Origin of the sequence: Butyrivibrio sp. AE3006, assembly GCF_000424165.1 — a bacterium.
GTDB lineage: Bacteria > Bacillota > Clostridia > Lachnospirales > Lachnospiraceae > Butyrivibrio.
The window spans coordinates 200,310-226,154 of record NZ_AUJJ01000003.1; the positions used below are offsets into that span (position 1 = coordinate 200,310).

Here is a 25,845-nt window from a genome sequence, read left to right on the forward strand (position 1 = left end):
TGTCTGCTGTAGTTAATACTTAAGTTCCTTGTTCTCACCGATGAGCCCTGGAAACGCCCCCTGCTTAATGAGTGGTTCTCTCTCAGGATGAGAAATTACCCATTTATTTCTCTGGAGCAGAAGCCTCTCTTCTCCTGTTTCCTTTGAAGACTTTCTGTCAAGAGGTGTGTTTGTTCCTCTTGGAAGAATTACTATTCCCTTAAAGCCTTCATCACATACCCTTACCGGTGAAAGATGCAGTGTCGTCTGGAACATCTCTATTGCTGTTCCCTTAGGTACAAAGAACACTCTTGCGTCCTCTACCTTATAGGTGTTATCAGCTGCAATCTCCCAGGTATGTCCAAGAACTAACATAAAATCTGTTACCGCAACATTTATCTCGCTTCCCTTGTGATATTCGAAGCCATTGTATGTAGTATTTCTACCGTTGCAGTAGCCGACCTGGATTGGCATGTCCCCATAAAAGAATCCCTGAACATCTGCTACAACACCAAGTTTTTCCATCTCCGGAACGGAAGCTACATATACATTCCCATTCTCCGGGATATCTGTGTTGTCCTCCATGTATCTGATCATCTCGGAAAAATCGTAACCCTCAACGATGTTTCCGTAGGTTTTAAACTCTTCATCAAAAACGGAAGTGATCTTTACGTCATTTACTTCATTAAGTCTGTCTATCATCATTGTCTCCCGTTTATTATCTGTCTCTTACAACCTTGATTGTTGCTCTGAAGTCTTCCTTTGCCATGCCTCTGTCAAGAGCTGTCTGATATACATTCAGCGCATTCTCTTCACCGGGCATCTTAACTCCGCACTCCTTTGCAAGGTTCACGCAGATGTTTACGTCCTTAGCCATATTCTCGATTGAGAATGCTGTTGTGTAATCCTCCGCTTCAAGCTTCTTAGCCTGTCCATCAAGGTACCAGTTAGCAGCTCCGCCGTATGAAACAGCTGTTGTAAAATCAGGAATTGAAATTCCGTTTGCCTTTGCAAGTGTGATTGTCTCGTTAACACCGTTCTGAATCTGTGAAACAAGTGCATTGTGACAGATCTTCATTACAAGACCCTTGCCGTTATCACCCATGCGGATTACGTTGCAGCCCATGTATAAAAGGATGGGCTTCATAGCTTCGTAAGTCTTCTCATCGCCGCCTACGTAGATACCAAGTGTACCTTCAATAGCTGCGGGCTTTGACTTAACTACAGGTGCATCGATGAAGCCTGCACCTGTCTTTTTAACCATCTCTGAGATCTCAACTGAAACGCTGGGATCGATTGTGCTCATATCTATGCAAGTCTTAGACGAATCAAGAACATCAACGATTGCCTCGTATACTGATCTTGAGTGCTCACTCTTTGGAACCATTGAAATGATGACATCTGACTGCTTTGCAAGCTCTACTGAATTCTCGCAGGGAACTGCCCCCTTAGATGCAAGAAGGTCAACCTTCTCTTTGATGAAGTCGAAGCAGTAAACAGTGTCGTCATGCTTTTTTACTATGTTCTCGCACATGGACTCTCCCATGATGCCAAGTCCGATAAAACCGATTTTCATATCTCTCTATCTCCCTTTAATATTTTTAAGGTTTCGATCACTCGGTAACTGTGTTATCCCAAGCTTCACAGAATGTGTTAAGACCCTGGTTTGTGTATGCATGCTTCATGCAATCCTGGAATACTGCAAGTCCGCATGTAACGATGTCAGCACCTGCTACTGCGCAATCAGCGATCTGCTTAGGTGTACGGATTGCTGCACAGATGATCTGTGTTTTTCCATAGAAGCCGTAGTTCTTGTAGATCTCTACGATGTTCTTGATATATTCCTTGCAATCCTCACCGTTCTGCTCTTTCCAACCGATGAAAGGTGAAACGAAAAGTGAACCGTTCTTTGCAGGAAGAATAGCCTGTGAAGGTGAGAAGATCAGAGTTACGTTTGTTCTGATGCCTTCCTTCTCAAGGATTCTTGCAGCTGTGATACCGGGCTCGATTGCAGGAATCTTGATTACGAAGTTAGGGCTGATCTTAGCAACCTTTCTTGCCATCTCTACCATATCCTCTGCCTTATCGAAGTGAGGATTGATCTCAACTGATACAGGGAACTTATCAACTCCCTCAAGACCCTCTTCCTTGATCCAGTTTGCAATATCGGTAATAGCTGTCATGAAAGGCTTACCACTTAACATGATGTGACGGGGATTTGTTGTTACACCGTCAATACCGAATGTATTGTAAGCTAATTTGATTTCATCGAGTTTCGCACTGTCTAAGAAAAATTTCATTATATTGCCTCCTAAAACTATATTAGTTAATTGCTTTAAGCAACTATAATCATAGCACCTCACATTTTACAGTCAACAGCTAATATATGGTTTTTATTAACTTTGGCGTTTTGTTTGATTTGTTTAATCTATTTTTGTTAATTAGTCACATAAAAGAAAAAGTGATTTTGATTAACGTTTTTAATTTATAGTGTACCAAACCCAGGCCATACAAGCATTGTCACGTATCCAACCGCTACCGCTATGAGCATTCTCACCAAAGCTACCACCAGACCATTCTTAAGGAGCTTGTCGGGATCAAGACCGTATGATACGGAAATAGCTCTTACACTTACAGGAAGAATTGATTCAAAGTTCATACCCATTGCTGTTGTGAAGACATAAGGAATGGGATTAAGTCCCATCTTCTGCGTTACACCAATTACTATAGGCAGTGCAACAGCTGCAGATACTGTACTGTTTGTCATCTCGGATATAATGCAGGCAAAAAGTGTAAATACCATTATTGTTACAAATCCGCCATTTAAGTTGGCAGATGAGATCACACCGGCGATAGCATCATTAGCACCTGAGCCTGTAAGGATCTGTCCAAGAGCAAGGCCGCCTGCGAAAAGAAGAAGCATTCCCCACATAACTTCCTTCTGGGCCTTTTCCCAGGTAAGAAGCAGTTCCTTTTTCTCGAAAGATACGATAACAAAGTTAGCAAAACCAAGAAGCAGGAAAAGATATGCAGGAACAAGTCCCGGAATCAGATCCGCATATAATGGTCTTACAAATGAACCGAGCATAGCTACAATAAAGAGAACAAGACTTACTTTTTCATCCTTTTTCATGGGACCAAGGTCCTTGTAGCATTTTTCAAAATATTCCTTTGTTCCCTCAAGAGAGTTTGTCTTCATGGGTTTAAGAAGCATTGTAAGAAGCACTGCTACTGTAGCGATAATTGTGTAAGGAAGCATTCTGGTAATCCAATCAATGTACATAAATTCCTTACCTGTAAACTCTTCAATAAAGGCTATGGCTGTGATGTTCATTGCACCGCCAAGAGGTGTGCCGGCACCGCCGACCTGAGACCCCCAGGCAATGGCGCAAAGGATAGGTGTTGCAGCTTCGCAGTTTCTGATATCCTTATAACCTGCTGCCGCCAGCATTGATACAGCGATAGGTGTGAAAATAGCAACTACAACTACGTTGGGCATCATGTTTGAAAGCACAATGGCTGCAATGAGCCATACGGTAATCTGAGATTTCATGGAAGGTCCGATAAGCGAAAGAGCCTTAAGTGATATTCTCTTATCAAGTCCTATCTCACTCCAGGGAGCTGTCAAAAGGCATGAGCCGAAGATCAGAATAATACTGCTTGATGCATACTGGCTTATAACATTCTCCATGGGAACGATATCAAAAATCGCGTTTATAACTCCGGGAAGAAGCGCCGTTACAGTTATGTCAACCGGTCTTGTAACCCACCAGTAGATCATCCAGACCGCAGTTCCTATACCCTTTGCAGCGGTATAATCGATAAGACCTGTTTTGCCAAGACAAAGACTTATCAGCAGGAACAGCACAGGTCCCAGTATCAGGTGCATTCCTCGTTTTGTGTTACTCATTTCTTTTCCCCTTTAATTAACAATTTTAATCAATTGTCTTATTTTTTAAGCAGATCTAACTACCACAAGCCTGCGGAATTAAATCTGCTTTTATTAGCTTAGAACTTCAGAGCATTATCCTCATTCCAGAGTTTATCATATTTGAATCCTGTAACCTTTTCACATACAGCGATCTCCTTAGAAGTGATCTTTGAATCATCCTCTCCTCTTCTTCGCATAATTTCTTTTTTAATGATATCGTACTCAGGCTTATTCATCGGGAATAGAACCGCGAACACAATCGCCAGTGCCATCAAAGCAACGGGAATCCAAACATAGAGCTGTGTAATACCCATCTGCGTTCCTGCTGCCTGTCTCAGCTTCTGAGAAGCAAGGTTCTCATCATATCCGATCATTGCGAGACAAATACCTATTATAGTCGAACTAAGTCCGGTTGCAATCTTTCTGATGAAGGTCGCCATTCCGGATACTGTTCCGGGACGTCTTATTGAGGTAATAAGCTCATCCACATCCGCCATGTCGGACAATATAGCATAGATACTAACTGATGAAGCAGCCATACCAAGTCCGATAATGAATGAAAGCACAAGGATTATAACAAAAGGTGCTCCCTCATAGGAGAGGAACAGCAGTGCAACAGTAGCGATCATTCTCACAGGGAAGCCGATAAGTATCGGGAACTTCTTAGATGTCTTTGGCATGATTATCGAGAACAGTATCGTGCCTGTAAACTGAGCAAGAAGCAATACTCCCATCATGATTGTGAAACGGCCGCCGGAGTATGCATTAAGCACGTCATCAACATAGTAAACCGCAAGGCCTGTAACAAAATCAGCAGCACCCTGTCCTGCAAGGAAGATGCAGATAAAAAGCTTAAAGGAAAAGCTCTTATATACTGTAAAGGACTGCACAAGGCTCTTCCTTAACGGAACCTTTACGGGTTCCTTCTGCTTTTCCCAGGTTCCGAAGAAGGTAAGTAAAATCACCACAAGGAATATCACTGAGAAAATGATCGCAACTGTAAAATACAGGCTTGCATTGGTGTTATCTGTGATAATGATGGTAGGTACAAGGCCTGCCAGAATTGCACCAAAGCTTGAAAATACAGTTCTTATTCCGGAAAAGCTGCCTCGCTTATTGTAGTCATCAATCATATCCGGAAGAAGTCCGTTATAAGGTACCATTACGATAGTGAAGCCCGTTGAAAACAGCATGTACATAAGTGCGTAAAAAGTATATTGTCCGCCCACGCTCTCAATGCCTGCATTCATCCAAAGCATCAGAAACGTAATAGCAGATATGATACTTCCGATAAGAATGTAAAAACGTTTTGCTCCGAATTTCGAGCTGGTTCTGTCAACTATATTGCCCATTATAGGGTCTGTAATTGCATCCCATACTTTTCCTATAAGCGGGATTGTACCTGCAAGTGCAGGCGACATTCCTAGCGCCTTTGTAAGAAATACCGTGAAAAATGTGCTGATTACAACAAATGCACCGCCGCCGTAAATGTCAGCAAGGCCGTAAGCACATTTTGAAAGAAACTTATCTTCTCTATTATTACCCATCTCATTAAACCCCATTAAATTATTCTCTTATTGTGATAAGCTCATCGAATCTCTCTGAGCTTTTTCTGACAAATACACATGGCTTCCCAACAGGCGCATCCACAGTACAAATCCCCTTCTTGTACTCCTTACCTGTATAAAGATGTACCCATGTATCATCAGGTAGTGTAACCGTCCTTTTGTCGGTACCTGCTTCAAGAACAGGTGCAACCAGAATATCTCTTCCCAAAAGATACTCTGTCATCTCGCTGTAAGCCCAGGATTCATCATAGTGATAGAACACAGGCCTGATGACGGGAGTCCCTTTCTCTGCCGCCTCATCAACGAGTTCTTTAATATAAAATCCAAGCCTTGCATGAATCCTTGTGCACATGGCTGTGTGCTTCAAAAGCTCTTCATCTGAGTCAAACTGCACATTATTTCCCGGCTGATTACCCTCATGAGTTCTGAAAAGAGGCGAAAATGCATTCATCTCTTCCCATCTCATAAGAAGCTCCTTAGTTCTTCTCATGTGCATTATGGTGGTATATCCGCCTGCATCCGAATGAGTTATGCCGTATCCTGACATGGCAAGTGACAGTGTTGCAGGTATTACAGATGGAATTCCATCATCCACCGACCAGTCTACATGCTGATCTCCTGTCCACATCATGGCCGCACTGCCAAGACTCTGCGTATAGCCTGCTCTTGTGAAAAAGAAGACTTCATCCTCTACGCCGCACTCTTCTATGGCCTCTCTGTTCATCTGTGCCCAGATACCCGGCCACTTATTGTGAAGAGTTTTCGGATCTCCGTCATAGAGCACAGCATCCACCGGCAGGTACTCACCAAAATCAGCCATCCAGCCGCCCATGCCGATCCCTATCATATTTTCCTTGATGATATTCTTATACCAGTTGTAGGCTTCAGGATTAGTGAAATCCACCATTGCAGCCGGAAATGTTGTTATCGTAACAAGATAATCGTCTCCGTTTCTATCCTTTACGCAGTATCCCTTTTCTTTTGCTGTCTCGTAAATATCCTTCTCAAGTGCAATAAAAGGATTGATATATCCAAGGAATCTGACGCCCTTCTCCTTCCACTCTTTTATCTTGGATGGAAGATTCGGGTATTGCTGATCGTTATATCTCCAGTTCCACATAACCTGATAGCCAAAGCCTGTACAGCGACAGCCGCACCAGTCCTGACACCAGACACCTACAACCTTGCCATTTTCTTTTGAAAGCTCTTCCAGCTTCCTGTCGATATTGCCGCAGCCATCAAAGCCTTCTTTTACCTTATCGCCATCCTTGATCCAGTCCTGCATGGCGATGATACCGCCCTCATAGATCCAGTCAGGAAGCTTTCTCTGACGGCCAAGAAGATGAGTCAGCTTATCAGAAAGCTCTGTAAAAGTGCCGGCTCTTTCGCTTGTAACCACCGGAAATTCCTGGGTGTATAAAGTAATCTTGTCAGGAACTGAAAAATCAAACTCGCCGTAAGCGCTCATATCCACATGAACATAGTATTTATCTGATGATGTGAATGTGGGCTGTACATAGTAAGATTCATATTTATCAAAGGGCAGCTTTTTCTTTGGACGAGGTCCCCTCAGCTTTTCCTTGATAAGCTTTTTGGAAATCCTGGATGCATTCTGATGCTCTGCAACCCATATCCTTACGTTTTGCCCTTTAAGATCAAACTCTGAATAGGTCTCTCCGCATCCATAGATATGTTCACCCGGATTAGTAGGAAAGCTTAGCCAAAATCTGTTTATCTTAGAAGCACTGCCTGAATCTGATGTAAGCTTCACATCAGTCCTGTCACCGTTTGTGGTAACCTTAAGTCTTAGTAGCTCTCCTGTTTTCCTGCATTCGTAAATATATTCTGTTCCATCGGGAGTACTTACAGTTTCCTTCAAAGCACACTGTTCTTTCCAGTCAAAGCTCTGTTTATACTTAAAGCTCCCCCTTTTCATGGAGAAGTTGTTCTGCCCTGCTCCCACGCAAAGGGCCATGTTTTCAAAGACTATTGTAATTCCCTCCCTAATGTCATATTATCAAAATAAATAATTGATTAAATGTTTTAACCAATCCTAAATCATTCTATATTAACTTTTGCGTTTTCTCAATTGTGAATAAATAAAGAAAAATGGACAGCTCTATTGTGCATATATACAGAATCTAAAAATGAAAAAATAGGGTATAATATAACCATATACTACCTATTTAAGAAAGGTTTATTTAATGCTTAGATTTTATTACGTGATAATAGTCTCTTTACCTCTGATTATCTATTACATCATAAAAGGCAGGCTCGTCATGAACAAACCGGATAAATATTCCAACGAGTACTGCTACAAAATCGCCAGAAACATGGTTCGCAAGGTTATGCGAAACTGTTTTATCAAAACAAACTGCTACGGTGTTGAGAACCTTCCGAAGGAAGGTGGATATATAATGATTCCCAATCATCAGGGCAAATTTGATGCTCTTGGCATCATCAATTCTCACGATGAACCCTGTAGTGTTGTTATAGATCTTGATCGTTCAAAGATGATACTTACAAATGAATTCATAGGACTACTGCGCGGAATTCGTCTTGATAAAAATGATATGCGTGCTCAGATTAAGAGCATGCGCCAGATGGCAGATGAGGTAAAAGACGGAAGAAGGTACATTCTCTTTCCTGAAGGAGGATACGATCACAATCAAAATACTGTGCAGGACTTTAAGCCCGGAGCCTTCAAGACGGCTCTCTGGTCAAAACAGCCAATAGTTCCGGTGGCGCTTGTTGATTCCTATAAGCCCTTTGAACTCAATTCTTTAAAGCCTGTGACTACACAGGTGCATTTCCTTAAGCCCATCTACTACGATGAATATAAGGACATGAACACCACCGAAATAGCTGATATGGTAAAAAAACTAATCGAATCCAAAATTGCCGAAGCATTAGGAACGGCAAATAAGTAAAAGCCTAATCAAACTAAGTGAATACAAAAATTACGCAGGTTACAAACTTAATTGCAACCTGCGTTTTTTTATTCTTCCGTATCCTGTTCTGTATCAGCCTGGCTCTCTTTTTTATCAAAAGTGCCTTCAGGTATGTAAACAAGTACCGCTGTAATTCGATTTCTCTTGATAGCACTGGCAGTAAGCTCTACACCGTTATCAAGCTTTGTGGTCTCGCCGCCTCTTGGCAATCTGTCAAGATTCTCTATCATCAGTCCGCCGATTGAGTCATAATCGTCTGATTCAAACTGTGTTCCCAGAGCATCATTGATATCATCAAGCTTCATGTTTCCTTCTACTAGGAATCTTCCATCGCCAAGCTCTCTTATCTGCTCTTCTTCGTCCGTATCATACTCATCACGAATCTCACCAACGATTTCTTCAAGAAGGTCTTCCAGGGTGATCATACCAACAGTAGCGCCGTACTCACTAAGTACAAAGGCAACGTTCTGAGCATTTTTTCTCATCTCCACAAGAAGATCCGCTGTCTTTTTATATTCGTAGGTGTAATAAGCTTCTCTCAAATAATCGCTTATCTTGAAATTATCCTTATCGGATACCAGCACGATATCCTTGATATTTATAAGACCGATGATGTTGTCCTGATTATCCTCATAGACAGGGATTCTGGTATACATCTCCTGCTTGAAGACTCTCATAACTTCATGGTATTCAGCGTCAGCACTGACGCAGCTCATATCGATTCTGGGGATCATGACATCCTTGGCAACAGCGTCACTGAATTCAAAGATATTGTAAATGATCTCCTTCTCGCCGCTCTCGATTACGCCGTCCTCATGGCTTACATCCACGTAGGTCTTAAGCTCGTTCTCAGTCATGACAGTTTTGCTGTTTTTATCAATGCGAAGTATTCCAAGCACCACATCTGCAATGGCATTAACGATCCAGATAAAGGGTGTCAGGATCCACATGATCGCAAGGATTATCCTTGCATAATAAAGTGAAAGATTCTCCGCATAGGTTGTAGCTATTGTCTTAGGAATAATCTCACCAATTATAAGAACTGCGATTGTAAGGACTCCTGTTCCGATACTTACTGCCCAGTCGCCCCACAGTCTTTGTACAAACATAGTGGCAAGAGCAGATGCCGACAGATTAACTATGTTATTGCCGATAAGTACAGCTGATAGCATCTTCTGATAATTATCAAGAATCTGCGAGACAGCCACGGCTCTCTTATTATTCTCATCCACAAGCGTCTTTATTCTCACTCTGCTGACACAGCTCATGGCTGTCTCTGCTGACGAAAAGAACGCCGATATAAACACCAGTAAAACAAGTATTACGAACTGTATTATGTTTTGCTGCAATTTGATTCCCCCTGTAATTAGCAAAATCTAAACTCAAGTAATTTTATTATATCATCCGGTACATCTGCAAATATCTTGCCGCCGGCTTCCTGCTGTTCCTCCCTGGTGCGGAATCCCCAGGCAACACTTATGCAGGGCATGCCTGAATTGGCTGCTGTTTTAATATCCACATCGGAGTCGCCAACATATACGCAATCAGATGCGGTAACACCAAGAATCCTCATGGCTTCTATAACCGTATCGGGTTCAGGCTTTTTACGAATACCTGCTCTCTCGCCTATAGCAACATCAATAGTATCTTTAAAATACAGAGCTGCCAGTTCCTTTGTGGCATCCATGAATTTGTTTGATACTATGGCAAGCTTATAACCCTTTTCCTTAAGAGCTGTAAGAAGCTCCGGAATTCCTTTGTAGGGTCCGCTGTTATCGTTACAATGAACCTTGTAATGCTCTTTAAAATCTGCAAAAACAGCTTGGAAATCCGGATTCTCAAGGCCGCCCGGAACGCATCGTTCCATCAGCTTCTGTACTCCGTTCCCCACTCTGTATTGTATATCATGAAGTGAGCAGGTTTCCATACCATGCTTACTAAGTGCATAATTGGCACTCAGCATCAGATCCTCAAGTGTGTACAAAAGTGTTCCGTCAAGATCAAATATTACTGCCTTAATTTTACTCATTTATGCAAGCTCTGCCTTCCCGGTCCCCATCTTGGAGACTACCTTTTTCTTAATGATGAAATAACTTATAAGATGAGCGGACGCAGTTATAAACCAGGTCACAGGATATGAAATATAAAGTACTGTAAGGGAATGATATATTCTAAATATAGTCAATATCCAAACGATTCTAAGTCCGCATGCACCTACTATAGATACTATCATAGGCACTGTGGAATATCCCATTCCGCGAAGACTTCCGCAGATTACATCCATACATCCGCACAGGAAATACAAGGTGCAGATGATCGCCATACGCTCAACGCCGAATTTAATTGTATCAGGCTCAGCTGTGTAAATTCCAACAAGCTTGGGTCCAAGAATATAGAACAGGTTACCCATGGCAAGACCAACAACCGCTACTATTGCAAGGCAGTTACGAAGAACCTTGCCTATTCTGTCAGCTTTTCCTGCACCTACATTCTGGCTGGTGAAAGATACGCAGGCCTGATATATGGAGTTCATAGCCATATATACGAAGCCCTCAAGGTTCGCACCTGCAGCACTTCCTGCCATGGCTGTAGCACCAAACTCATTTATAGAAGACTGAATAAGAACATTTGAAAATGAAAAGATTGTTCCCTGAAGTCCTGCAGGAAGGCCCACTCTGATAATCCTCTTAGCCTTATCCATGTTCACATGGATTTTCCTAAGGTCAAGCTTATAGCTTTCTTCTGTCTTCATAAGCGCTCTTACGATAAGAGCTGCGGATACTGCCTGCGCAATAATGGTAGCAAGAGCAACTCCTGCAACATGCATGTGAAGAAGGATTACAAAAATCAGATTGAGGATAACATTTATTACGCCTGCACCCATTAGGTAGTACAGCGGTCTTCTGGTATCCCCGGTTGCCCTAAGAACGGCAGCTCCAAAGTTGTAAAGAAGCGTCACGGGCATTCCCACAAAATATATCCTCATATAGAGAGCAGATAGATCGATTACTTCCTCGGGAGATCCCATTAGGCCAAGAATCGGCTTGGATGCAAGAACACCGATTACAGCGATGATCACACCGCCGATAAGAGCCAGCGCAACAGTAGTATGAACCGTCTCGCTCATCTCTTTTTTCTGTTTTCCTGCGAAATATCTGGCTGCAAGAACATTCACGCCTACAGAAAGCCCCATGAAAACACTAAGGAGCATATTGATAACAGATCCCGTTGATCCGATGGCCGCAACGCAGTTTGCACCCATAGTCTCATCACCGGAAAACTGTCCCACAACCACGATATCCGCTGCGTTAAACAGGAGCTGCAGAACGCTTGAGATCATCAGTGGTATAGAAAAAAGGAGAATCTTCGGCAGAAGAGCCCCCTCCGTCATGTCTATTTCGTATTTCTTATTACCAGCACTCATTTTAATAACCCTGTGCAAATCCGCACAAACAAATCAAAAAACAACCTCATTAAGGTTAATATTATCCGTCCTCTCTCCGATACATACTGTAAGAACGTTTCCAATGAGGGGGAGAGGTTCTATTATATAACCGGCAGTTACTTCGGGACTTCCTCTGCGAATTTCCATATCATCAAAGGATATATGGAAACCGCTCAGGTCTTCCTGAAGTCCATGGCCGGTCATTTTTATGTAAGCTTCCTTTGCAGACCAGATCCTGAAAAACATGTGTGAACGTTCTTCATCATCTGCTATCTTCCTTAACATCTCATTTTCTTTTTCAGAAAAAAATCTCTCGGCAAGCTTATCTGAATCCGATACCCGTTCTTCCTGCACATCAATTCCAACAGGAATACCGGCCGCAGCCAAAGCCACATAGTCACCTGAATGAGATAGTGAAAAATGGAAACTCGGATAATTTTTAACGTACGGTTTACCATTTTCTACCAAGACGTAGCTTATGTCAAGTACATCCTCGGAAGAAAACTTTCGCGCTTCATTCTCTGCGATATAATCCTTTAGAGCATTCTGAACAAGAGCTCCTCCCACAAGGCTGCAGACCTTGTCGGGAAGTCTTTTGAAACGAGAAGCCTTCTCTATTCGCGTCTTATCCACCCTTTTCATAAGGGCTTCTAAAACCGAATCATCGGCCTTCGCCTGTTCTATTAGATTATGAACGTTGCAATAATAGATTTTCATCAGTGCTTAAGTTCTGTCTTGTAGAAATCCTTAAACTCTTCGTAACCCTGAGCTGTAAGCTGCTCCTTCTGGAACTTCTTATTCTTGTTCATACGAACAACAAGAACCTGCTTACCAGCTGCTCTTTCCTTCTGAGCCTCAGCGATAATATCTGATAACTGCTCGCCGCCGATACCCTTCTCAACAAGGAAAGCTACCTTATCCTTCTCATCGGGAATCTTGAAGCCCTCATCCATCATGATCATGATGATACGTTCAAATCCGATTGAGAATCCGCAGGCAGGTGTATCCTGACCTGTGAACTTACCAACCATCTTGTCATAGCGTCCGCCACCGCCGCAGCTTCCGCCGTACTGAGGCATAGCAACTTCAAAGATTGTTCCTGTATAATAGCTCATTCCGCGAACAAGAGTGGGATCGAATACAAGCTCGAACTCAGCACTCTTTGTGGTGTCGACACTTGAAATGATCTCTTCAAGATTGTTCTTAACATCAGCATCAAGGAAATCGCCAAGCTCATCAGCAAGGAATCTGATTCCGTCGATTGCACCCTTATCCTCAACATTCTTGAACAGGTTAAGGTACTTATCGATGCTGGCCTTATCAAAGCCATCCTTCTCAAGCTCTTCTGCAACCCCCTCAAGACCGATCTTATCCATCTTATCAAGAGTGATGAAAACAGAATCATAGCTCTCTTCCGGGAATCCGCTGTAAGCTGCCATAGCCTTAAGCATACGTCTGTCGTTTATTCTGATCTGGAAGCCCTTAAATCCGAGTCTTCCAAGAGTTGTGGTTGTAGCAAGGATAAGCTCTATCTCTGCAAGGTTAGTTGCCTCGCCAAGGATATCGATATCGCACTGCATGAACTGACGATAGCGGCCCTTCTGAGGTCTGTCAGCTCTCCATACATAGCCCATCTGAAGTGCCTTAAAGGGTGAAGGAAGCTCGTTCTGGTGATTTGAATAATATCTTACAAGGGGAACAGTAAGATCGTAACGAAGACCAGAATCTGTAAGGTCATTCTCTTCCTTCGCTGTCTCTAAGTTAAGCTTCTCTCCTCTTTTCATTACCTTGAAGATAAGCTTCTCATTCTCTCCACCCTGCTTACTGTTAAGGTTTGCAAGTGATTCAACGCAGGGAGTATCGATTGATGTAAACCCAAATCCCGCATAGGTCTCCTTAATGATACCTATTACATAATCTCTCAGCTTCATCTCCTCAGGGAGAATATCCTTCATACCTGTTACAGGCTTTTTAATCAATGCCATTTTTATTCCTCTTCTTTCTTTTATATAAATTTGCAAGGAAGTTCTGCTCTCACTTCGTTCGCCAGAACACGCGCGCACTAGGCTCGACAAAACCTCGCCAAGTGCTTACAGCCAATTCCACGGGTTACTTAGCTTTTTAGCGCGGAGCACTATGTCCTCGCGGTTCTGTTTGATGTAAAACTCCAGAGCTGCGATCTCGTCAGGCTCGAAGCCTTCAGATTTCATGATCTTGTAGCCCGGGATTATGCCCTCAGCGCTGGCTTCCTCGCCATTTATACCTTTTCTCACGAAATAAATTCTGATAAAGGTCTTACCTGACTTGGACGTAAGGAGTCCTGTCTGAGTCATTTCAAGTTCCTGGCCAAAATTTTTTGCCATGTTTTACCCCACATAAAAATAAATGAACATTCTCCACACATAATATATGGGCGGAACAAAAAATACAAGTCCGCCCACGTCTGCTGTTATTCTATTCCGGTTACAGTTACATTTTCAAGTCTTGTGAGCGCAGGGATAAGGCAGAAGTCGTACTGACGCTGTTCTTTTGACATGTACATCTCATTTACGAAATTGAACATGCTTCCTGAAACAGAACCGCCGCTTACAGGTGTAACCTTATCTCCGTCGTGATAGTAAGCAAGTCTTATCTCTCCGGCGATATCGCCTGAAATTGAATCAACCTCAAAGCTTGAGAACTCTACCACTTCAAGATACTTTCCGCTTCTGATCTCATCCATGGTCTTGCTGCCGCCGCTTACCTCGTAGTTGTAAGCCATGGAAGATCCCTCTATTCCAAGATAGCAGCGATATCTTCTGCCGCCGCAGAAGGTCTTGGGTATATTGTTTTCAAGAAGAACCGTATCCTTGATAACTGCACCTTCTTCATCCACATCGAAGTTTTTGGATGAATTGGGAAGGTTCCTAAGAACCTTAAGAGTCACCTTATCGCCCTTTGCCTTGGGAGCAATATCCTTGCCGATTTCCCAATCTGAATAATGATTGTAAATAAATCCTGCATCACTCTTACCTGCAAAATAGTGGTAGAGCATAACAGCATCGCTTGTAGGGAACACAACCGCTGCCTTGCCAAGCTGAGGAGTAGGACCTGCAATTAGCTTATCCTTACCATATTTTAAAACTTCAGTAATGTCTTTCTTGAGGCCTTCCTTATCACAGGTGCCGCCCTCATACATGCGATAAAGCTCAATCTCATGTGCCTCATCTCTGGCATTAACAACAACCTCTACCATTGAAGAAGGGTACTCGTAGGAAACATCAATGCCTTCAGAGTTGATGAAACGGCACTTATTTTTATTTACAAAAATCTCGTATGAGTTAAGGTCCTCTGTATCAGTCTCGGGAATCTCCTTCATGGTATTAACAAAGTCTTCCGCAATCTTTGATACATCAATATCAGTATTCTTTGAAGCCTCAAATTCTACAGGCTTGTTGAGCTCATAAAACGGATTCTGCACGTTCTCAGCTCTTGAAATAAGCTTATCAATTTCGCTCTTTATCTCATCCTCTGTAAGTGTGGGATAAATCTCACCGGATGCGCTTCCAATCACCTTGCCGTCCTCGAGCTTTTTAAATACCTTTACGTTAATGTGCTCAACGTCTCTTACTCTGTTCTGATCAAGCTTGTGCTTAATAAAATAAAATTCATATGCAAGTGTAACTGTATCTGTAACCTCGAAGGCATCAGCACCGGATGCCCTGAGGATCTCTACTATTTTATCTGTCATTTTGAATATCCTCTTATTATGTATATAATTTTTTTCCTTTTTCACAAGGAAGTTCCGCTCTCACTTCGTTAGCCGGAACAACAGCTCTGACTAGGCTCAAAACAACTTCGCCAAGTCATCGCAGTTAGCCTAGTCTCGCAATTGCCTTAAGGCACGGGCCGCCATCTGAAACCTTTGCCCATTCCTTGTGGCCCTTGCCGCAGCCGCCGGTACCGAAGGATTCGCGGTCCTTACTTACCATTGAAATGGAACCAAGAAGATCCGGAACATAACCTGTCATAACAACAGGAGAAACAACCTTACCTGTAAATTTACCGTCGATGATTTCTTTTCCTCTTGCGACGATACACTGGATTCCCCAATGCTTGGGATCCTCCATTCCTGAGAACATTCCTTCAAGATAGTAACCCTTCTTTACAGAAGCGATCATCTCTTCTTTGGTAGACTCGCCGCTGTCAAAAATAGTGTTGGTCATTCTGGTGTAAACCTTGTGCTCAAAGTTCTCACGCTTACCGTTTCCTGTAGGCTTTGTTCCAAGTCTGAGGGCAGAAAGAGCATCGCAAACACCGGTCTTAAGAATACCGTGATCTATCTCTGTAACATCACCAGCAAGAGTTCCCTCATCATCAAAAGCATAGCTTGCAACATCAACAACGACGTTTGCACCCTCGTGCATGGAAACAAGATCTGAACCTACTCTCTTATCGATATACTCTGCGCCAAGGGCTCTGTTTTTCACAAACATATCCATCTCAACGCCGTGACCAAAGGCCTCGTGAGCGATAAGTCCTGTAACCTCAGGGCTTGTTACAATCTCATATTCACCGGGTACAACAGGTGATGCATCAAGCATCTCGCCTACTTCTATTGCAGCAAGCTCTGCCTTTTCTTCAAGGCCGTCGATTATGCCTACACCGCTTCTGTCTGATACACCCTGAATTGCCATTGAGTTCTTGCCGTTCTTTACACCTATGGCAACAACAGATCCTTCAGTGTAAACATAGCTCTGTCTCATATCTCTGTTTTTGGTAAGGAACATCTTACATACATGTGTTGACTTAGCGGAAACAACAGCATCTACCATATAATCCTTAAGACCTGCTGCCTTATCGCTGTAGCTCTTTAACTTTTTCATAAGAGCACCAAGATCAGCATCCTCAGGCATTACATCTGTTTCCATCTCCACAAAAAGTTCGCAGGGCTCGTCCTCAAGCTTTGCTGTGTCAAAGACTTCAGTAGATGTTCTTTTTAAAATGGAAATCTGATCATCAAGAATCCCCTTTAACCTGGAAGCCATCGCACTAACGTCAGCTTCAGGTCTGTTAAAGGCATATTCGCTGTAAAGGCCGTCCTTGTAAACTCGTACAACGCAGCCCCTCTCAGTCATCATTGTCTCTCCTGTAAGAGACTTGTTTCTCTGTGAAGCCTGCATGGAAAATCCCTTGGAATCCGTAGCAAGAACGCTCACATAATCATAATCCGATGAGAGCTCATCTATGAGCTTTTTAAGGCTCGGAGCAAGCTCTTTCAGATAGTTTGAAAAAATTGCTTTCATATAATAAAACCCCTTTCTTTTTCACCAGCTCCCCGATCATTTATCTTCTGATCTTATCAGAATTATTCAAAAGCCTTTGCATGGCTTCTTCTAACTTATGTCTTGGGCATGCGATGTTGAATCTCTCAAAGCCTTTACCCGCTTCACCAAAAAGGTATCCTTCGTCGGTAAACAAAAGCGCATCCTTGATATTAAACTCCTCAAGTTCACTGCAGCTAAGTCCGTATGCGCCAAAATCACACCATAAAAGATAGGTGCCTTCAAGGGGATAGACCTTCACCTCAGGGAAATGCTCATTAAGAAAACTCTTCATATACTTCGCATTGCCATCTATCACTTCTATACATTCATCAAGCCACTTTTCGCATTCAGTATATGCTACTCTGCAGGCCTCCATTCCAAGGGCATTGACTACTCCTCTATGTCCTTTGGCACGGCTGTTTATAAAGGCTTTTCTCCTGTCCTCATCCTCAATAATGATGCATGAAGTCTGAAGTCCTGCCAGGTTAAAGCTCTTACTTGGTGCAGTACATACCGCCATGTGTTTTCCTGCATCTTCAGCCACATTGGCCATAACAGTATGCTCATAGCCCGGCATTATCAGATCGTTATGAATCTCGTCACTGATTATGAAAACATCATTTGAAACGCAGATATCATAAACCTGCTTAAGCTCTTCCTTTGTCCACACTCTTCCAACCGGATTGTGAGGATTGCAGAATATGATAAGCTTGTTGTTTTTATCTGCTGCTGCCTTTTTTAGGCCGTCAAAATCTATGGTGTATGAAGAATCATCATGTAAAAGATCCACATTCACCACTTTTCTGTTATTTTTTTCAATTGAGCCCTTAAAAGGATAATATACAGGAGTCAGAATAATTACGCCATCGCCCTCATCTGTGGTGGACCTGATAAGGTCGCTCAGTGCAGGAACCACACCGTCTGATAGGGCTATCCACTCTTTTTCGATATGGTAATCGTGGCGCTTTTCCATCCATCCACAGACTGCTTCAATAAATCCATCGGATGGTGCCGTATAACCAAGAACCGTATTCTCAATATATTTCTTTAATCCCTCTATAATCTCAGGAGCATTTTTAAATTCCATATCCGCTACGGAAAATGGGATCACGCCCTCAGGGATGTCAGGATTTTTGTCAAACATATCCTTATACTTGTAGGAAAAAGATTTTGTTCTGTCAGGACATGTTAAAAAATCGTACATTGTCTTTACCTCTGATATTTATTTTCTCTCTATAATTCCGGAATCCTTTTCCCTGGCGATCCTGGCCAGATCCTCGTATTCCTTCTTCTGACGGCTTACACCATAGCCGCTTACTTCCTTAATTCGAATATCCCCATCAGGTGTGGAGACAGTTTTCTCTATGCGGTCAAGAACATAGCGTCTGCAAATGCTCTCTCTTATGCCGATAGTTGTAGTATATTTAAAAATCAGTTTTACAAATTCATCCTTTGCATTTTCTTTGCAAAGTACCGTCAGCATTACGCCGGGGCGGTTCTTTTTCATCCCTATGGATGTGGTGAAAACATCCAGGGCTCCTTCTTCCATAAGGCGCTCTGTGGCAAAACCGATCTCCTCGGGAGTCATGTCATCAAGATTGCAGACAAGCTCAGTGACGCTGTCCATCATATCTGTATCTTCGCCAAGCATAACTCTTACAGTGTTTGCCTGAGGGAAGTCCTTTTTGCCCATACCATATCCTATTTTGGATATACTCATAACAGGCTGATTTCCAAAGCTTGACGCGAAATATTTAACCAGCGCTGCCCCTGTAGGAGTACAAAGCTCGCCCTTAATATCACCGCTATAGCTGGGAATTCCCCTTAGAAGATATGCGGTTGCAGGTGCGGGAACAGGAAGAATTCCATGGGCACACTTAACCTGACCGCTTCCAACATGGATTGGAGATACCACTATATTATCTACTTTAAGGCGGTTCATGACAAGACATACCGCGGAAATATCAGCGATTGCATCCATATTTCCAACTTCATGAAAATGAATCTCATTTACATTTACGCCATGGACATTACTTTCAGCTTCAGCAATCAGTTTGTAAACATTTATCACATCCTGTTTTACAGCTTCACTCATCTTAAGAGAATTAACGATCTCTTCGATATCCTTAAGGTGTCTATGTACGTGATGGCTGTGATGATGCTCATGTTCATGGCTATGATGATGCTCATGCCCCACATCTTCACTTATCTCTTCTTCACCATTTACCTTCACTTCCAGATGGCTACCCATAATTCCGCATTTTTCACTTTTTGTAAGCTCGTAGGTAACCCCGGGAATCCCCAGCTCAGATAGCTCTTTTAATATCTCTTCCCTGTCATCGCACAGCTCTATAAGTGCAGCTGATAGCATATCACCGGCAACGCCCATTTTGCATTCCACATATAAAGTCTTCATCATCATGTCCTCATTAAAATACTTCTCGTCAATTGTTGCTAGTTGGTGAATCTTTTAAACCTTATGTTATTATATCAATCTATGGACACTTTATCACGACCAATATTGTTAAATGTGGTATCATATATAGAAATGATTTTAGGCTTATTTACTGCATTCGCGGTAAGTATTCCTAGAAAAGGATGTTAAAAATGGTTTTATTTTTCGATATCGACGGAACACTCTGGAACTATAAAAACGAGATCAACGAAAAGACAATAGAAGGAATCAGACAGGCAAGAGCAAACGGTCACAAGTGCTTTATAAACACCGGCCGCGCCAGAGCTTTTATCACCAATGAAAATCTGCTTGGCATCGGCTTTGACGGCATCGTATCAGCCTGCGGAACCATGATTGAATTTGGAGATGAAGTTATTTACCAAAGATTCATTCCAAAAGAGGATGCCATAAGAACCATCGAAACAGTAAGAGAATATGGCTTTAAGCCAATCCTTGAAGGTCCTACACACCTCTATTTGGAGCTTAAGGATTTTCAGGGTGATATGTACGGCGATAAGATAATCGCTGAGATGGGCTCACACCTTCGGGGCATCGATGAATGCTATGGAAATTGGGAGATGAATAAACTCTCCTGCGCAACAGAGATTCCTGTTGAAAAAAGAGATGAGTGCTTCGATAAGCTCTCAGACCTCTATGATTACATAATTCATTCAGACACCGTTGTTGAGATGGTTCCCAAGGGCTTCAACAAAGGTACAGGAATCGAGAAGGTCTGCGATCTTCTTGGTGAATCAATTGAAAATACCTTTGCCTTCGGTGACAGCATAAACGACAAAGAGATGCTGCTCGCAGCAGGCGTTGGTGTAGGCATGGGTGAAACCTACCATGACCTTACAGACTACGCAGACTACATCACAACATCTCTTGATAACGACGGCATCTGGAATGCCCTTAAGCATTTTGAGCTTATTTAAGACTTATCTTTAGATCATTTCCTTTTGCGTATACCTTGGCCTCAGCTCCCATTACAATGGGCATTGCAGGATCAATATGTCCTATATCCGCATCCATTACGATAGGCACTCCAAGCTCGCCCACAATATCCGTAACGGCATTGAAATGATTTGCCCCCATCATCTCGCTTCCAAAAGCTGTAAGAGGGCGACCTATTACAAAGCCCTTGGCACTGTCAAACCATCCCGCTTCTCTCATGTTCCAGATGGTTCTTCTGTAGCTGAGAGGTGTCAGGTCACAGGCTTCAAGAACCCAGATAACATCCTTAAAATCTTTATTGAATTCCTTCATCTTATCAAACCTTGTTCCCACAAGATTTGCAAGAACGTCAACGCAGCCCCCAAGTAGAATTCCCTGCATATTTATCTCAGTATTTTCATCTACCTTGACTGCCTTGCCGCTGTCGCACGCAAAGCTTGTAAGAATCTTATCCGAATTATATTCGTAGGGAACATCAAAGTTCACCTTTGAATAATCCGTAATTTCTTCAGAGGGCTTCTCTTCTTTTGCAGGATCAACGAATTTCTCATAACCGGAAAACTCTGTTTGAGTTCCCTCAAGAGCGGCCATAGCGTCAAACTCAGGCTTCTCCCATTTTTTTGAAAAGCCCGAAATACACGGCCCATATATACCCTGCACTCTTGAAATTGTAACAAGAGGGAAAATAAAATTAGTATTGTCCGAATAGCCAAGATACCACTTGGGCTTCTCATTTTTCAAAGCTTCAAAATCCACATAGGTTATGGTCTCATTCATGCACTCGCCGCCCCCGGCAGAGATAATTGCATCGATGTCATCCCTTTTATAGAATTCCACAAGCTCAGCGGCAGCTACCTTGGGATCTGTATTTATTCCGATCCCGTCATTTTTAAAAAGGGTATCACCCTCAATAATTTTATAGCCTCTGTTCTCAAGATTTCTCTTGGAATAACCATACATTGAATAATAAGGCTCGCTGGATGGCCCAAAAGAAGGTGCTGTGATTCCGATACTACATCCTGGTTTAATATATTCAGGTCTTTTTATCATACTGTTCTCCTCCTTTTTATCAGCAGTATATTTTAAAAACATACATAAAAACAGGCTGCTCTTTTCGGAAAACAGCCTGCTTTACAAAACTATCTTTGTACTAAAACTTAATATGGCAGTTTATATTTATAGTTGATCAGTCTCTCCACAAACTCTTCGTATGGAAGCGGCTTATCAAAGAAGTATCCCTGTGCCAGAACGCATCCTGTTTCTTTCAGGAACTTAAGCTGCTGTTCAGTCTCCACGCCTTCTGCGATACTCTCAAATCCCATATCGTTAGCAAGAGAAATTACGTGGCGGAACATGATACTTCTGATGCTTCTCTCATCCTCATCATCTTCAGGAAGGAAGCACTTATCAACCTTAAGTACATTCCAAGGGATTTCTTTTATGAGATTCAGTGATGAATAACCCATACCGAAGTCATCAACAGAAGTAAATATTCCTACCTCCTGAAGATCACTAACCATTCGCTTAAGATAAGTGAACTCTACATCGGCATTGGTCTCAGTAAGCTCTATCTCAATGTATTCATGAGGTACGTTATGTCTGTCTATGATATCGAGAATATGCTGCGTTATATCAGGATCAGCCATGTGCTTACGTGACAGGTTAACAGAAACTCTAACTACTCGTTTACCCTCGTCAAGCCATTTTCTTATATCCATGCAGGCATGCTCAAGCATATAAAAATCAAGCTTGCAGATATCCATATTCATCTCCAGGATCGGAATAAATTCCATAGGCGGAACTATTCTTCCATTCCTGAACCATCTACACAGTGCCTCAGCTCCCATCAGTTCACCGGTTTCTACTGCTATCTTTGGCTGATAGTAAACCTTAAACTCCTCATCCCTGAGAGCTTCCACAAACTTACTCTGAACCTTTATGATATATTCACGATCGATATCTGTTTTTCTGTCGTAATTAATTATGCTGGCACCGCCGCCTGTCCTTGCCTGCTCTGAAGCCCCGGTTACCTTCGTCATTATGTCGCCAAAATCATGATATTCGAATTCCTCAGGAATATTGAAAACACCTGCAGATGAAGACACGACAATATAGTCACCGCTATTATCATCATAGACAACAGGTGCCCCGGTAATGATTTTAATTACGTCATCTTTTTTATCCTCAGTCAGGATCATTATGAAATTGTCACCACCGATATGACAAACGACACCATCACCGGCAATCGCATCCTCAATCAATGAGATATATTTCCTCATAACAACAGTACCGGCATCTCTTCCGATCTGCTGATTGACAAGTGAAAAATGGCTAAGATTAATTCTGATAGCCACCATGCCGTGAAGCTTATCTTCCTCATTAAGCCTGTCTATTTCACGCATATAGAACTTTAGGTTCTTATATCCGTCAATATCATAGAAAGAAAGTCTCTCAACTGTTCTTTGCAAACGCGTTCTGGATGCAATGCTGACGATAATCTTTTGAATCAGATCGATACGCTGAGTCTCCTCTTTATTTAGAGGTTCTGCGCCTTTTGCAAAATAGCAGATACAGGTGGTCACAGTTTCTACATCTGTTTCGAAGCGGGCAATTCTTGTCTTATCAGAACTGTTCCCATCATCGTAGCAGATAAACTTTTCACCTATATCAAGAGCCTCATTTTCAAGACTGTCGTAAAAACAAGTGACGCCCTTTGATACTCTGAACATTTTGCATAGCTCGCCCAGAGTAGTATAGATGTCTTCAATATCAAGGACTTCAGCCGTCATCTTTTTTACAAGTTGTTCAAGTAATTCATAGTATCCCATACACGGATCACCACTTTCATACTTAATTAACAATGACTACTATTATATTTTACCTTAATATTCAGATTTTGGCACCACTTGTTATCGATTTGTCAGATAAAAGTTTTATTAAATTGATAATCTAATTCTATACTGCGCTATGGAATCCACCGAATTCATTCTGCAAACCTTACCATCCTCCATTTCAGGTCTGGTCTGAAGGTAAATCTTATCATTTTCATGCAGGGGATAAACCACAGCCTCAGCCTCGAACTCTTCCTCAAGACCGCTTTTTCCTTCTGATCCTATAAATCTCTTAAGCCCGATTTCCCACTTTTGACCTGTGTAGAAGCTGTCAGCAATCATCTGGCCTTTGGTAAAGCTCTCCATCTCTGCTCCGGCATAGATTTCTCCTCTGTCTCCTGCGTAGTCTATCATAAGATAAACTTCATCTATGTCAGCATCTATATCAGATACTTTTATTCCGTATTTCATGCTGCCGTCGGAGGCAGCTTCAGCGTTCTCATCCCAGGAAAGAATTGTCATTACAGGATTTACATACTCATCAACATATCTGTAATCAGCAAATTCCATGCTGTCTATCATATATGATTCGCTGGCACTTTCAGCATCTGCATGTATAAAACCTATGGGCGTCTCATCAAGATCAGGCCATACTCTGAAGGATACGCCGTGAGCCTGTCCATCAGAAGGAATCTCTGCATATATCTCATATCCAAGAGAATTGCCCTTTTTGTCGGTCCTTGGATTCTCAACAACGTTATATTCACTTATTATGAGGTGCTCTGCGCCGCGCTCATCCTTTACCTTTACAGCGTGCTCAGCCTCTTCCCTGAGAAGAGTAACAATGCTGATTCTTCCAAGGTCACCTTCAATTTCGTAGGATGCAGACTCATTTTTATCTGTGTAGAAGACGTATGCTATCTCTCTTCCTCTCTCGTCATGAAGAATGCAAAGAGGAGTTGCGTTAGCCTTCTTTAAAACCGCATCATAGCCTATAGGCATATTAAAGGGATAGAAGAAATAGTCTCCATTCTTTACATCCCTCTCCTCGAAATCGCAGATTTTCTCTCCTGCTTCACCATAGGCAGAAAGCACAATCTGCTCATGATCAGCCATCTCATATCTTCTCTGATAATTGTTTACAAAAAGATATCCAGAGAGTTCTTCCTTGCCGCAAATCTCTGCCTTGTGTGCTCTTACAGCACTTCTAAGAGATGAAAGATCATCCGGCTTAAGGGGGTTACCTGGCTGCGGAATGTAAGGCATGTCACAAAGTTCTTCTCCAAAATCCTTGGTGAACATGGCAAGAGTTCTTACCTTGCGATAGGTCTCCTCCATCTGTCCATACTCTCTGATGGGAGCATTAAAATCGTATGACAAAACAGGAAGATCATTAGGATATCCCGTCTCAGTGCTTTCCTGAAGAGTTGTGAGCTTACCCTCGGGATTGGTGCCGCCATGATACATATAATATCCAAGAAGATTTGCACCACTTCCCATTTTTACCATACTCATAGCAGCTGTATCATCACCTGTAGCGATAGGTCTTCTGTGGTGTGTAACCTGAAGTCCGCCTCCAAGCTCTGCTGTGAGATAAGGGAACTTATCCATATCAAAGGTAATTCCCACGCCAAGACCATGATCTGAGCCTATGTTGTGATCATTTCTCTCTTTAGTAAAAATATAATTGCCGCTGGGTTCAATCTCAGTAGTTCTGGGATCCCAGGGAGCTTCGCAGTATCCACCCATGACAGGCAGCATCCCTCCTGTCACAGCACCTCCCCAGCCGGTAGCAGTATAGATTGGTACATCAAAGCCTATCTCCTTGGCCATGCTCTGAAGAGTTCTCATATGCTGCTCACCCTCAGGGCCTCCGAAGCCGCCACAGTGACCATACTCATTCTCAATCTGAACGCCGATAACCGGGCCATCATCCTTAAGGAAAAATTCTTTTGCCTGCTCATAGATGTGCTCATAGAAATTTCTTACATGTGCAAGATATTCCGGCGCATCACTTCTAAGGTCGTATCCCTTCTCCTCAGCATCCTGTAAAAGCCAATCAGGAAAACCTCCGTTTCTGACTTCGCCATGAGCCCAGGGGCCTATTCTCAAAATGCATTTAAGCCCGCTGCTTCTGACGGTTTCAAGGAATCTATGTAAGTCCCTGTCTCCGCTAAAATCAAACTCTCCGCGAATTTCTTCATGATGTATCCATATAGTATAAAGTGAAACGATGTCTACACCGCCACTTTTCATTTTCTTAAGTTCTTCAGCCCAGTAACGGCTTCTATATCTGGAAAAGTGCATCTCACCCATAACAGGATAAAAAGCCTTCCCATCAACTGTCAGTGACTTTTCATTAAAAGCCAGTTTGTTTTCCTTAGTAAGTTTCATTTTTTCATATCCTCCGGGCAGGTCTGGCTCA

Annotated in this window: 21 protein-coding genes; 2 read left to right on the plus strand and 19 right to left on the minus strand. The window is 42.5% G+C overall.

Annotation, left to right across the window (positions count from 1 at the left end; translation table 11 throughout):
• Positions 1-12 precede the first annotated feature (12 nt).
• The 6 genes from G603_RS0103990 to G603_RS19155 all read right to left on the minus strand — a co-directional run bounded on the left by G603_RS0103990 (position 13) and on the right by G603_RS19155 (position 7,453).
• On the minus strand, positions 13-681 hold the full coding sequence (locus G603_RS0103990; RefSeq protein ID WP_026669391.1) for a DUF4867 family protein: 669 nt from the start codon (positions 679-681) through the stop codon (positions 13-15).
• A gap of 16 nt (positions 682-697) precedes the next feature.
• Complete coding sequence (locus tag G603_RS0103995) at positions 698-1,555, minus strand: NAD(P)-dependent oxidoreductase (RefSeq protein ID WP_026495287.1); 858 nt, start codon at positions 1,553-1,555, stop codon at positions 698-700.
• A gap of 37 nt (positions 1,556-1,592) precedes the next feature.
• A complete protein-coding gene (locus tag G603_RS0104000; RefSeq protein WP_026495288.1) occupies positions 1,593-2,279 on the minus strand; it encodes a transaldolase family protein in 687 nt (228 codons plus the stop codon).
• A 185-nt stretch (positions 2,280-2,464) separates the two neighbouring features.
• A complete protein-coding gene (locus G603_RS0104005; RefSeq protein ID WP_026669392.1) occupies positions 2,465-3,889 on the minus strand; it encodes an SLC13 family permease in 1,425 nt (474 codons plus the stop codon).
• A 98-nt stretch (positions 3,890-3,987) separates the two neighbouring features.
• The gene (locus G603_RS19150; protein WP_051207436.1) at positions 3,988-5,472 is read right to left on the minus strand and encodes an MFS transporter; all 1,485 of its coding nucleotides are present in this window, start codon (positions 5,470-5,472) and stop codon (positions 3,988-3,990) included.
• Between the two features lie 4 nt (positions 5,473-5,476).
• Positions 5,477-7,453, minus strand: a complete 1,977-nt coding sequence (locus tag G603_RS19155) for an alpha-glucosidase (protein WP_051207438.1) — start codon at positions 7,451-7,453, stop codon at positions 5,477-5,479.
• A 304-nt stretch (positions 7,454-7,757) separates the two neighbouring features.
• Here G603_RS19155 and G603_RS0104020 point away from each other — a divergent pair, with 304 nt between their 5' ends.
• Positions 7,758-8,408: a lysophospholipid acyltransferase family protein gene (locus tag G603_RS0104020; protein WP_242834831.1), complete on the plus strand. Its 651-nt coding sequence runs from the start codon at positions 7,758-7,760 to the stop codon at positions 8,406-8,408.
• A 68-nt stretch (positions 8,409-8,476) separates the two neighbouring features.
• Here the strand turns inward: G603_RS0104020 and G603_RS0104025 are convergent, their stop codons facing one another.
• From G603_RS0104025 to larC, 10 genes are all read right to left on the minus strand, one after another.
• Positions 8,477-9,778 (minus strand): HlyC/CorC family transporter, encoded by a 1,302-nt coding sequence (locus G603_RS0104025; RefSeq protein WP_035791902.1) that lies wholly within the window; start codon positions 9,776-9,778, stop codon positions 8,477-8,479.
• Positions 9,779-9,795: 17 nt separating this feature from the next.
• Positions 9,796-10,458 carry an HAD family hydrolase gene (locus G603_RS0104030; RefSeq protein ID WP_026669395.1) on the minus strand — a complete coding sequence of 221 codons (663 nt, stop codon included), beginning with the start codon at positions 10,456-10,458 and terminating at the stop codon, positions 9,796-9,798.
• Complete coding sequence (locus G603_RS0104035; protein WP_035791904.1) at positions 10,459-11,853, minus strand: MATE family efflux transporter; 1,395 nt, start codon at positions 11,851-11,853, stop codon at positions 10,459-10,461.
• 33 nt (positions 11,854-11,886) lie between these two features.
• On the minus strand, positions 11,887-12,516 hold the full coding sequence (locus G603_RS19160) for a 4'-phosphopantetheinyl transferase family protein (protein WP_196808040.1): 630 nt from the start codon (positions 12,514-12,516) through the stop codon (positions 11,887-11,889).
• Between the two features lie 74 nt (positions 12,517-12,590).
• On the minus strand, positions 12,591-13,859 hold the full coding sequence (hisS, locus tag G603_RS0104045) for a histidine--tRNA ligase (RefSeq protein ID WP_026669397.1): 1,269 nt from the start codon (positions 13,857-13,859) through the stop codon (positions 12,591-12,593).
• 105 nt (positions 13,860-13,964) lie between these two features.
• The gene (locus G603_RS0104050) at positions 13,965-14,237 is read right to left on the minus strand and encodes a hypothetical protein (RefSeq protein ID WP_026669398.1); all 273 of its coding nucleotides are present in this window, start codon (positions 14,235-14,237) and stop codon (positions 13,965-13,967) included.
• 86 nt (positions 14,238-14,323) lie between these two features.
• Complete coding sequence (locus tag G603_RS0104055; RefSeq protein ID WP_026669399.1) at positions 14,324-15,604, minus strand: metallopeptidase TldD-related protein; 1,281 nt, start codon at positions 15,602-15,604, stop codon at positions 14,324-14,326.
• Positions 15,605-15,728: 124 nt separating this feature from the next.
• Entirely contained in the window at positions 15,729-17,159 is a 1,431-nt protein-coding gene (locus G603_RS0104060) for a TldD/PmbA family protein (protein WP_026669400.1), read from the minus strand.
• 40 nt (positions 17,160-17,199) lie between these two features.
• Positions 17,200-18,384 (minus strand): MalY/PatB family protein, encoded by a 1,185-nt coding sequence (locus G603_RS0104065; RefSeq protein WP_035791907.1) that lies wholly within the window; start codon positions 18,382-18,384, stop codon positions 17,200-17,202.
• An 18-nt stretch (positions 18,385-18,402) separates the two neighbouring features.
• Positions 18,403-19,599, minus strand: a complete 1,197-nt coding sequence (gene larC / locus G603_RS0104070) for a nickel pincer cofactor biosynthesis protein LarC (RefSeq protein ID WP_330367505.1) — start codon at positions 19,597-19,599, stop codon at positions 18,403-18,405.
• A 188-nt stretch (positions 19,600-19,787) separates the two neighbouring features.
• Between larC and G603_RS0104075 the strand changes: the two genes are divergently transcribed.
• Positions 19,788-20,570: a Cof-type HAD-IIB family hydrolase gene (locus tag G603_RS0104075; protein WP_051197392.1), complete on the plus strand. Its 783-nt coding sequence runs from the start codon at positions 19,788-19,790 to the stop codon at positions 20,568-20,570.
• On the opposite strand, the gene G603_RS0104080 is transcribed toward G603_RS0104075, so the two are convergent.
• The 3 genes from G603_RS0104080 to G603_RS0104090 all read right to left on the minus strand — a co-directional run bounded on the left by G603_RS0104080 (position 20,563) and on the right by G603_RS0104090 (position 25,814).
• Positions 20,563-21,639, minus strand: a complete 1,077-nt coding sequence (locus G603_RS0104080) for a S66 family peptidase (RefSeq protein WP_051207442.1) — start codon at positions 21,637-21,639, stop codon at positions 20,563-20,565. The genes G603_RS0104075 and G603_RS0104080 overlap by 8 nt on opposite strands.
• A 107-nt stretch (positions 21,640-21,746) precedes the next feature.
• Complete coding sequence (locus G603_RS0104085; RefSeq protein WP_026669404.1) at positions 21,747-23,417, minus strand: GGDEF domain-containing phosphodiesterase; 1,671 nt, start codon at positions 23,415-23,417, stop codon at positions 21,747-21,749.
• A 108-nt stretch (positions 23,418-23,525) separates the two neighbouring features.
• Positions 23,526-25,814 (minus strand): beta-galactosidase, encoded by a 2,289-nt coding sequence (locus G603_RS0104090; RefSeq protein WP_026669405.1) that lies wholly within the window; start codon positions 25,812-25,814, stop codon positions 23,526-23,528.
• Between the last annotated feature and the right edge of the window lie 31 nt (positions 25,815-25,845).

Bases quoted from the DNA above. Each gene is read 5' to 3' on its own strand.
- G603_RS0103990 (WP_026669391.1), bottom strand. From the start codon at position 681: ATGATAGACAGACTTAATGAAGTAAATGACGTAAAGATCACTTCCGTT.
- G603_RS0103995 (WP_026495287.1), bottom strand. From the start codon at position 1,555: ATGAAAATCGGTTTTATCGGACTTGGCATCATGGGAGAGTCCATGTGC.
- G603_RS0104000 (WP_026495288.1), bottom strand. From the start codon at position 2,279: ATGAAATTTTTCTTAGACAGTGCGAAACTCGATGAAATCAAATTAGCT.
- G603_RS0104005 (WP_026669392.1), bottom strand. From the start codon at position 3,889: ATGAGTAACACAAAACGAGGAATGCACCTGATACTGGGACCTGTGCTG.
- G603_RS19150 (WP_051207436.1), bottom strand. From the start codon at position 5,472: ATGGGGTTTAATGAGATGGGTAATAATAGAGAAGATAAGTTTCTTTCA.
- G603_RS19155 (WP_051207438.1), bottom strand. From the start codon at position 7,453: ATGGCCCTTTGCGTGGGAGCAGGGCAGAACAACTTCTCCATGAAAAGG.
- G603_RS0104020 (WP_242834831.1), top strand. From the start codon at position 7,758: ATGAACAAACCGGATAAATATTCCAACGAGTACTGCTACAAAATCGCC.
- G603_RS0104030 (WP_026669395.1), bottom strand. From the start codon at position 10,458: ATGAGTAAAATTAAGGCAGTAATATTTGATCTTGACGGAACACTTTTG.
- G603_RS0104035 (WP_035791904.1), bottom strand. From the start codon at position 11,853: ATGAGTGCTGGTAATAAGAAATACGAAATAGACATGACGGAGGGGGCT.
- G603_RS19160 (WP_196808040.1), bottom strand. From the start codon at position 12,516: ATGAAAAGGGTGGATAAGACGCGAATAGAGAAGGCTTCTCGTTTCAAA.
- hisS (WP_026669397.1), bottom strand. From the start codon at position 13,859: ATGGCATTGATTAAAAAGCCTGTAACAGGTATGAAGGATATTCTCCCT.
- G603_RS0104050 (WP_026669398.1), bottom strand. From the start codon at position 14,237: ATGGCAAAAAATTTTGGCCAGGAACTTGAAATGACTCAGACAGGACTC.
- G603_RS0104055 (WP_026669399.1), bottom strand. From the start codon at position 15,604: ATGACAGATAAAATAGTAGAGATCCTCAGGGCATCCGGTGCTGATGCC.
- G603_RS0104060 (WP_026669400.1), bottom strand. From the start codon at position 17,159: ATGAAAGCAATTTTTTCAAACTATCTGAAAGAGCTTGCTCCGAGCCTT.
- G603_RS0104065 (WP_035791907.1), bottom strand. From the start codon at position 18,384: ATGTACGATTTTTTAACATGTCCTGACAGAACAAAATCTTTTTCCTAC.
- larC (WP_330367505.1), bottom strand. From the start codon at position 19,599: ATGATGAAGACTTTATATGTGGAATGCAAAATGGGCGTTGCCGGTGAT.
- G603_RS0104075 (WP_051197392.1), top strand. From the start codon at position 19,788: ATGGTTTTATTTTTCGATATCGACGGAACACTCTGGAACTATAAAAAC.
- G603_RS0104080 (WP_051207442.1), bottom strand. From the start codon at position 21,639: ATGATAAAAAGACCTGAATATATTAAACCAGGATGTAGTATCGGAATC.
- G603_RS0104085 (WP_026669404.1), bottom strand. From the start codon at position 23,417: ATGGGATACTATGAATTACTTGAACAACTTGTAAAAAAGATGACGGCT.
- G603_RS0104090 (WP_026669405.1), bottom strand. From the start codon at position 25,814: ATGAAACTTACTAAGGAAAACAAACTGGCTTTTAATGAAAAGTCACTG.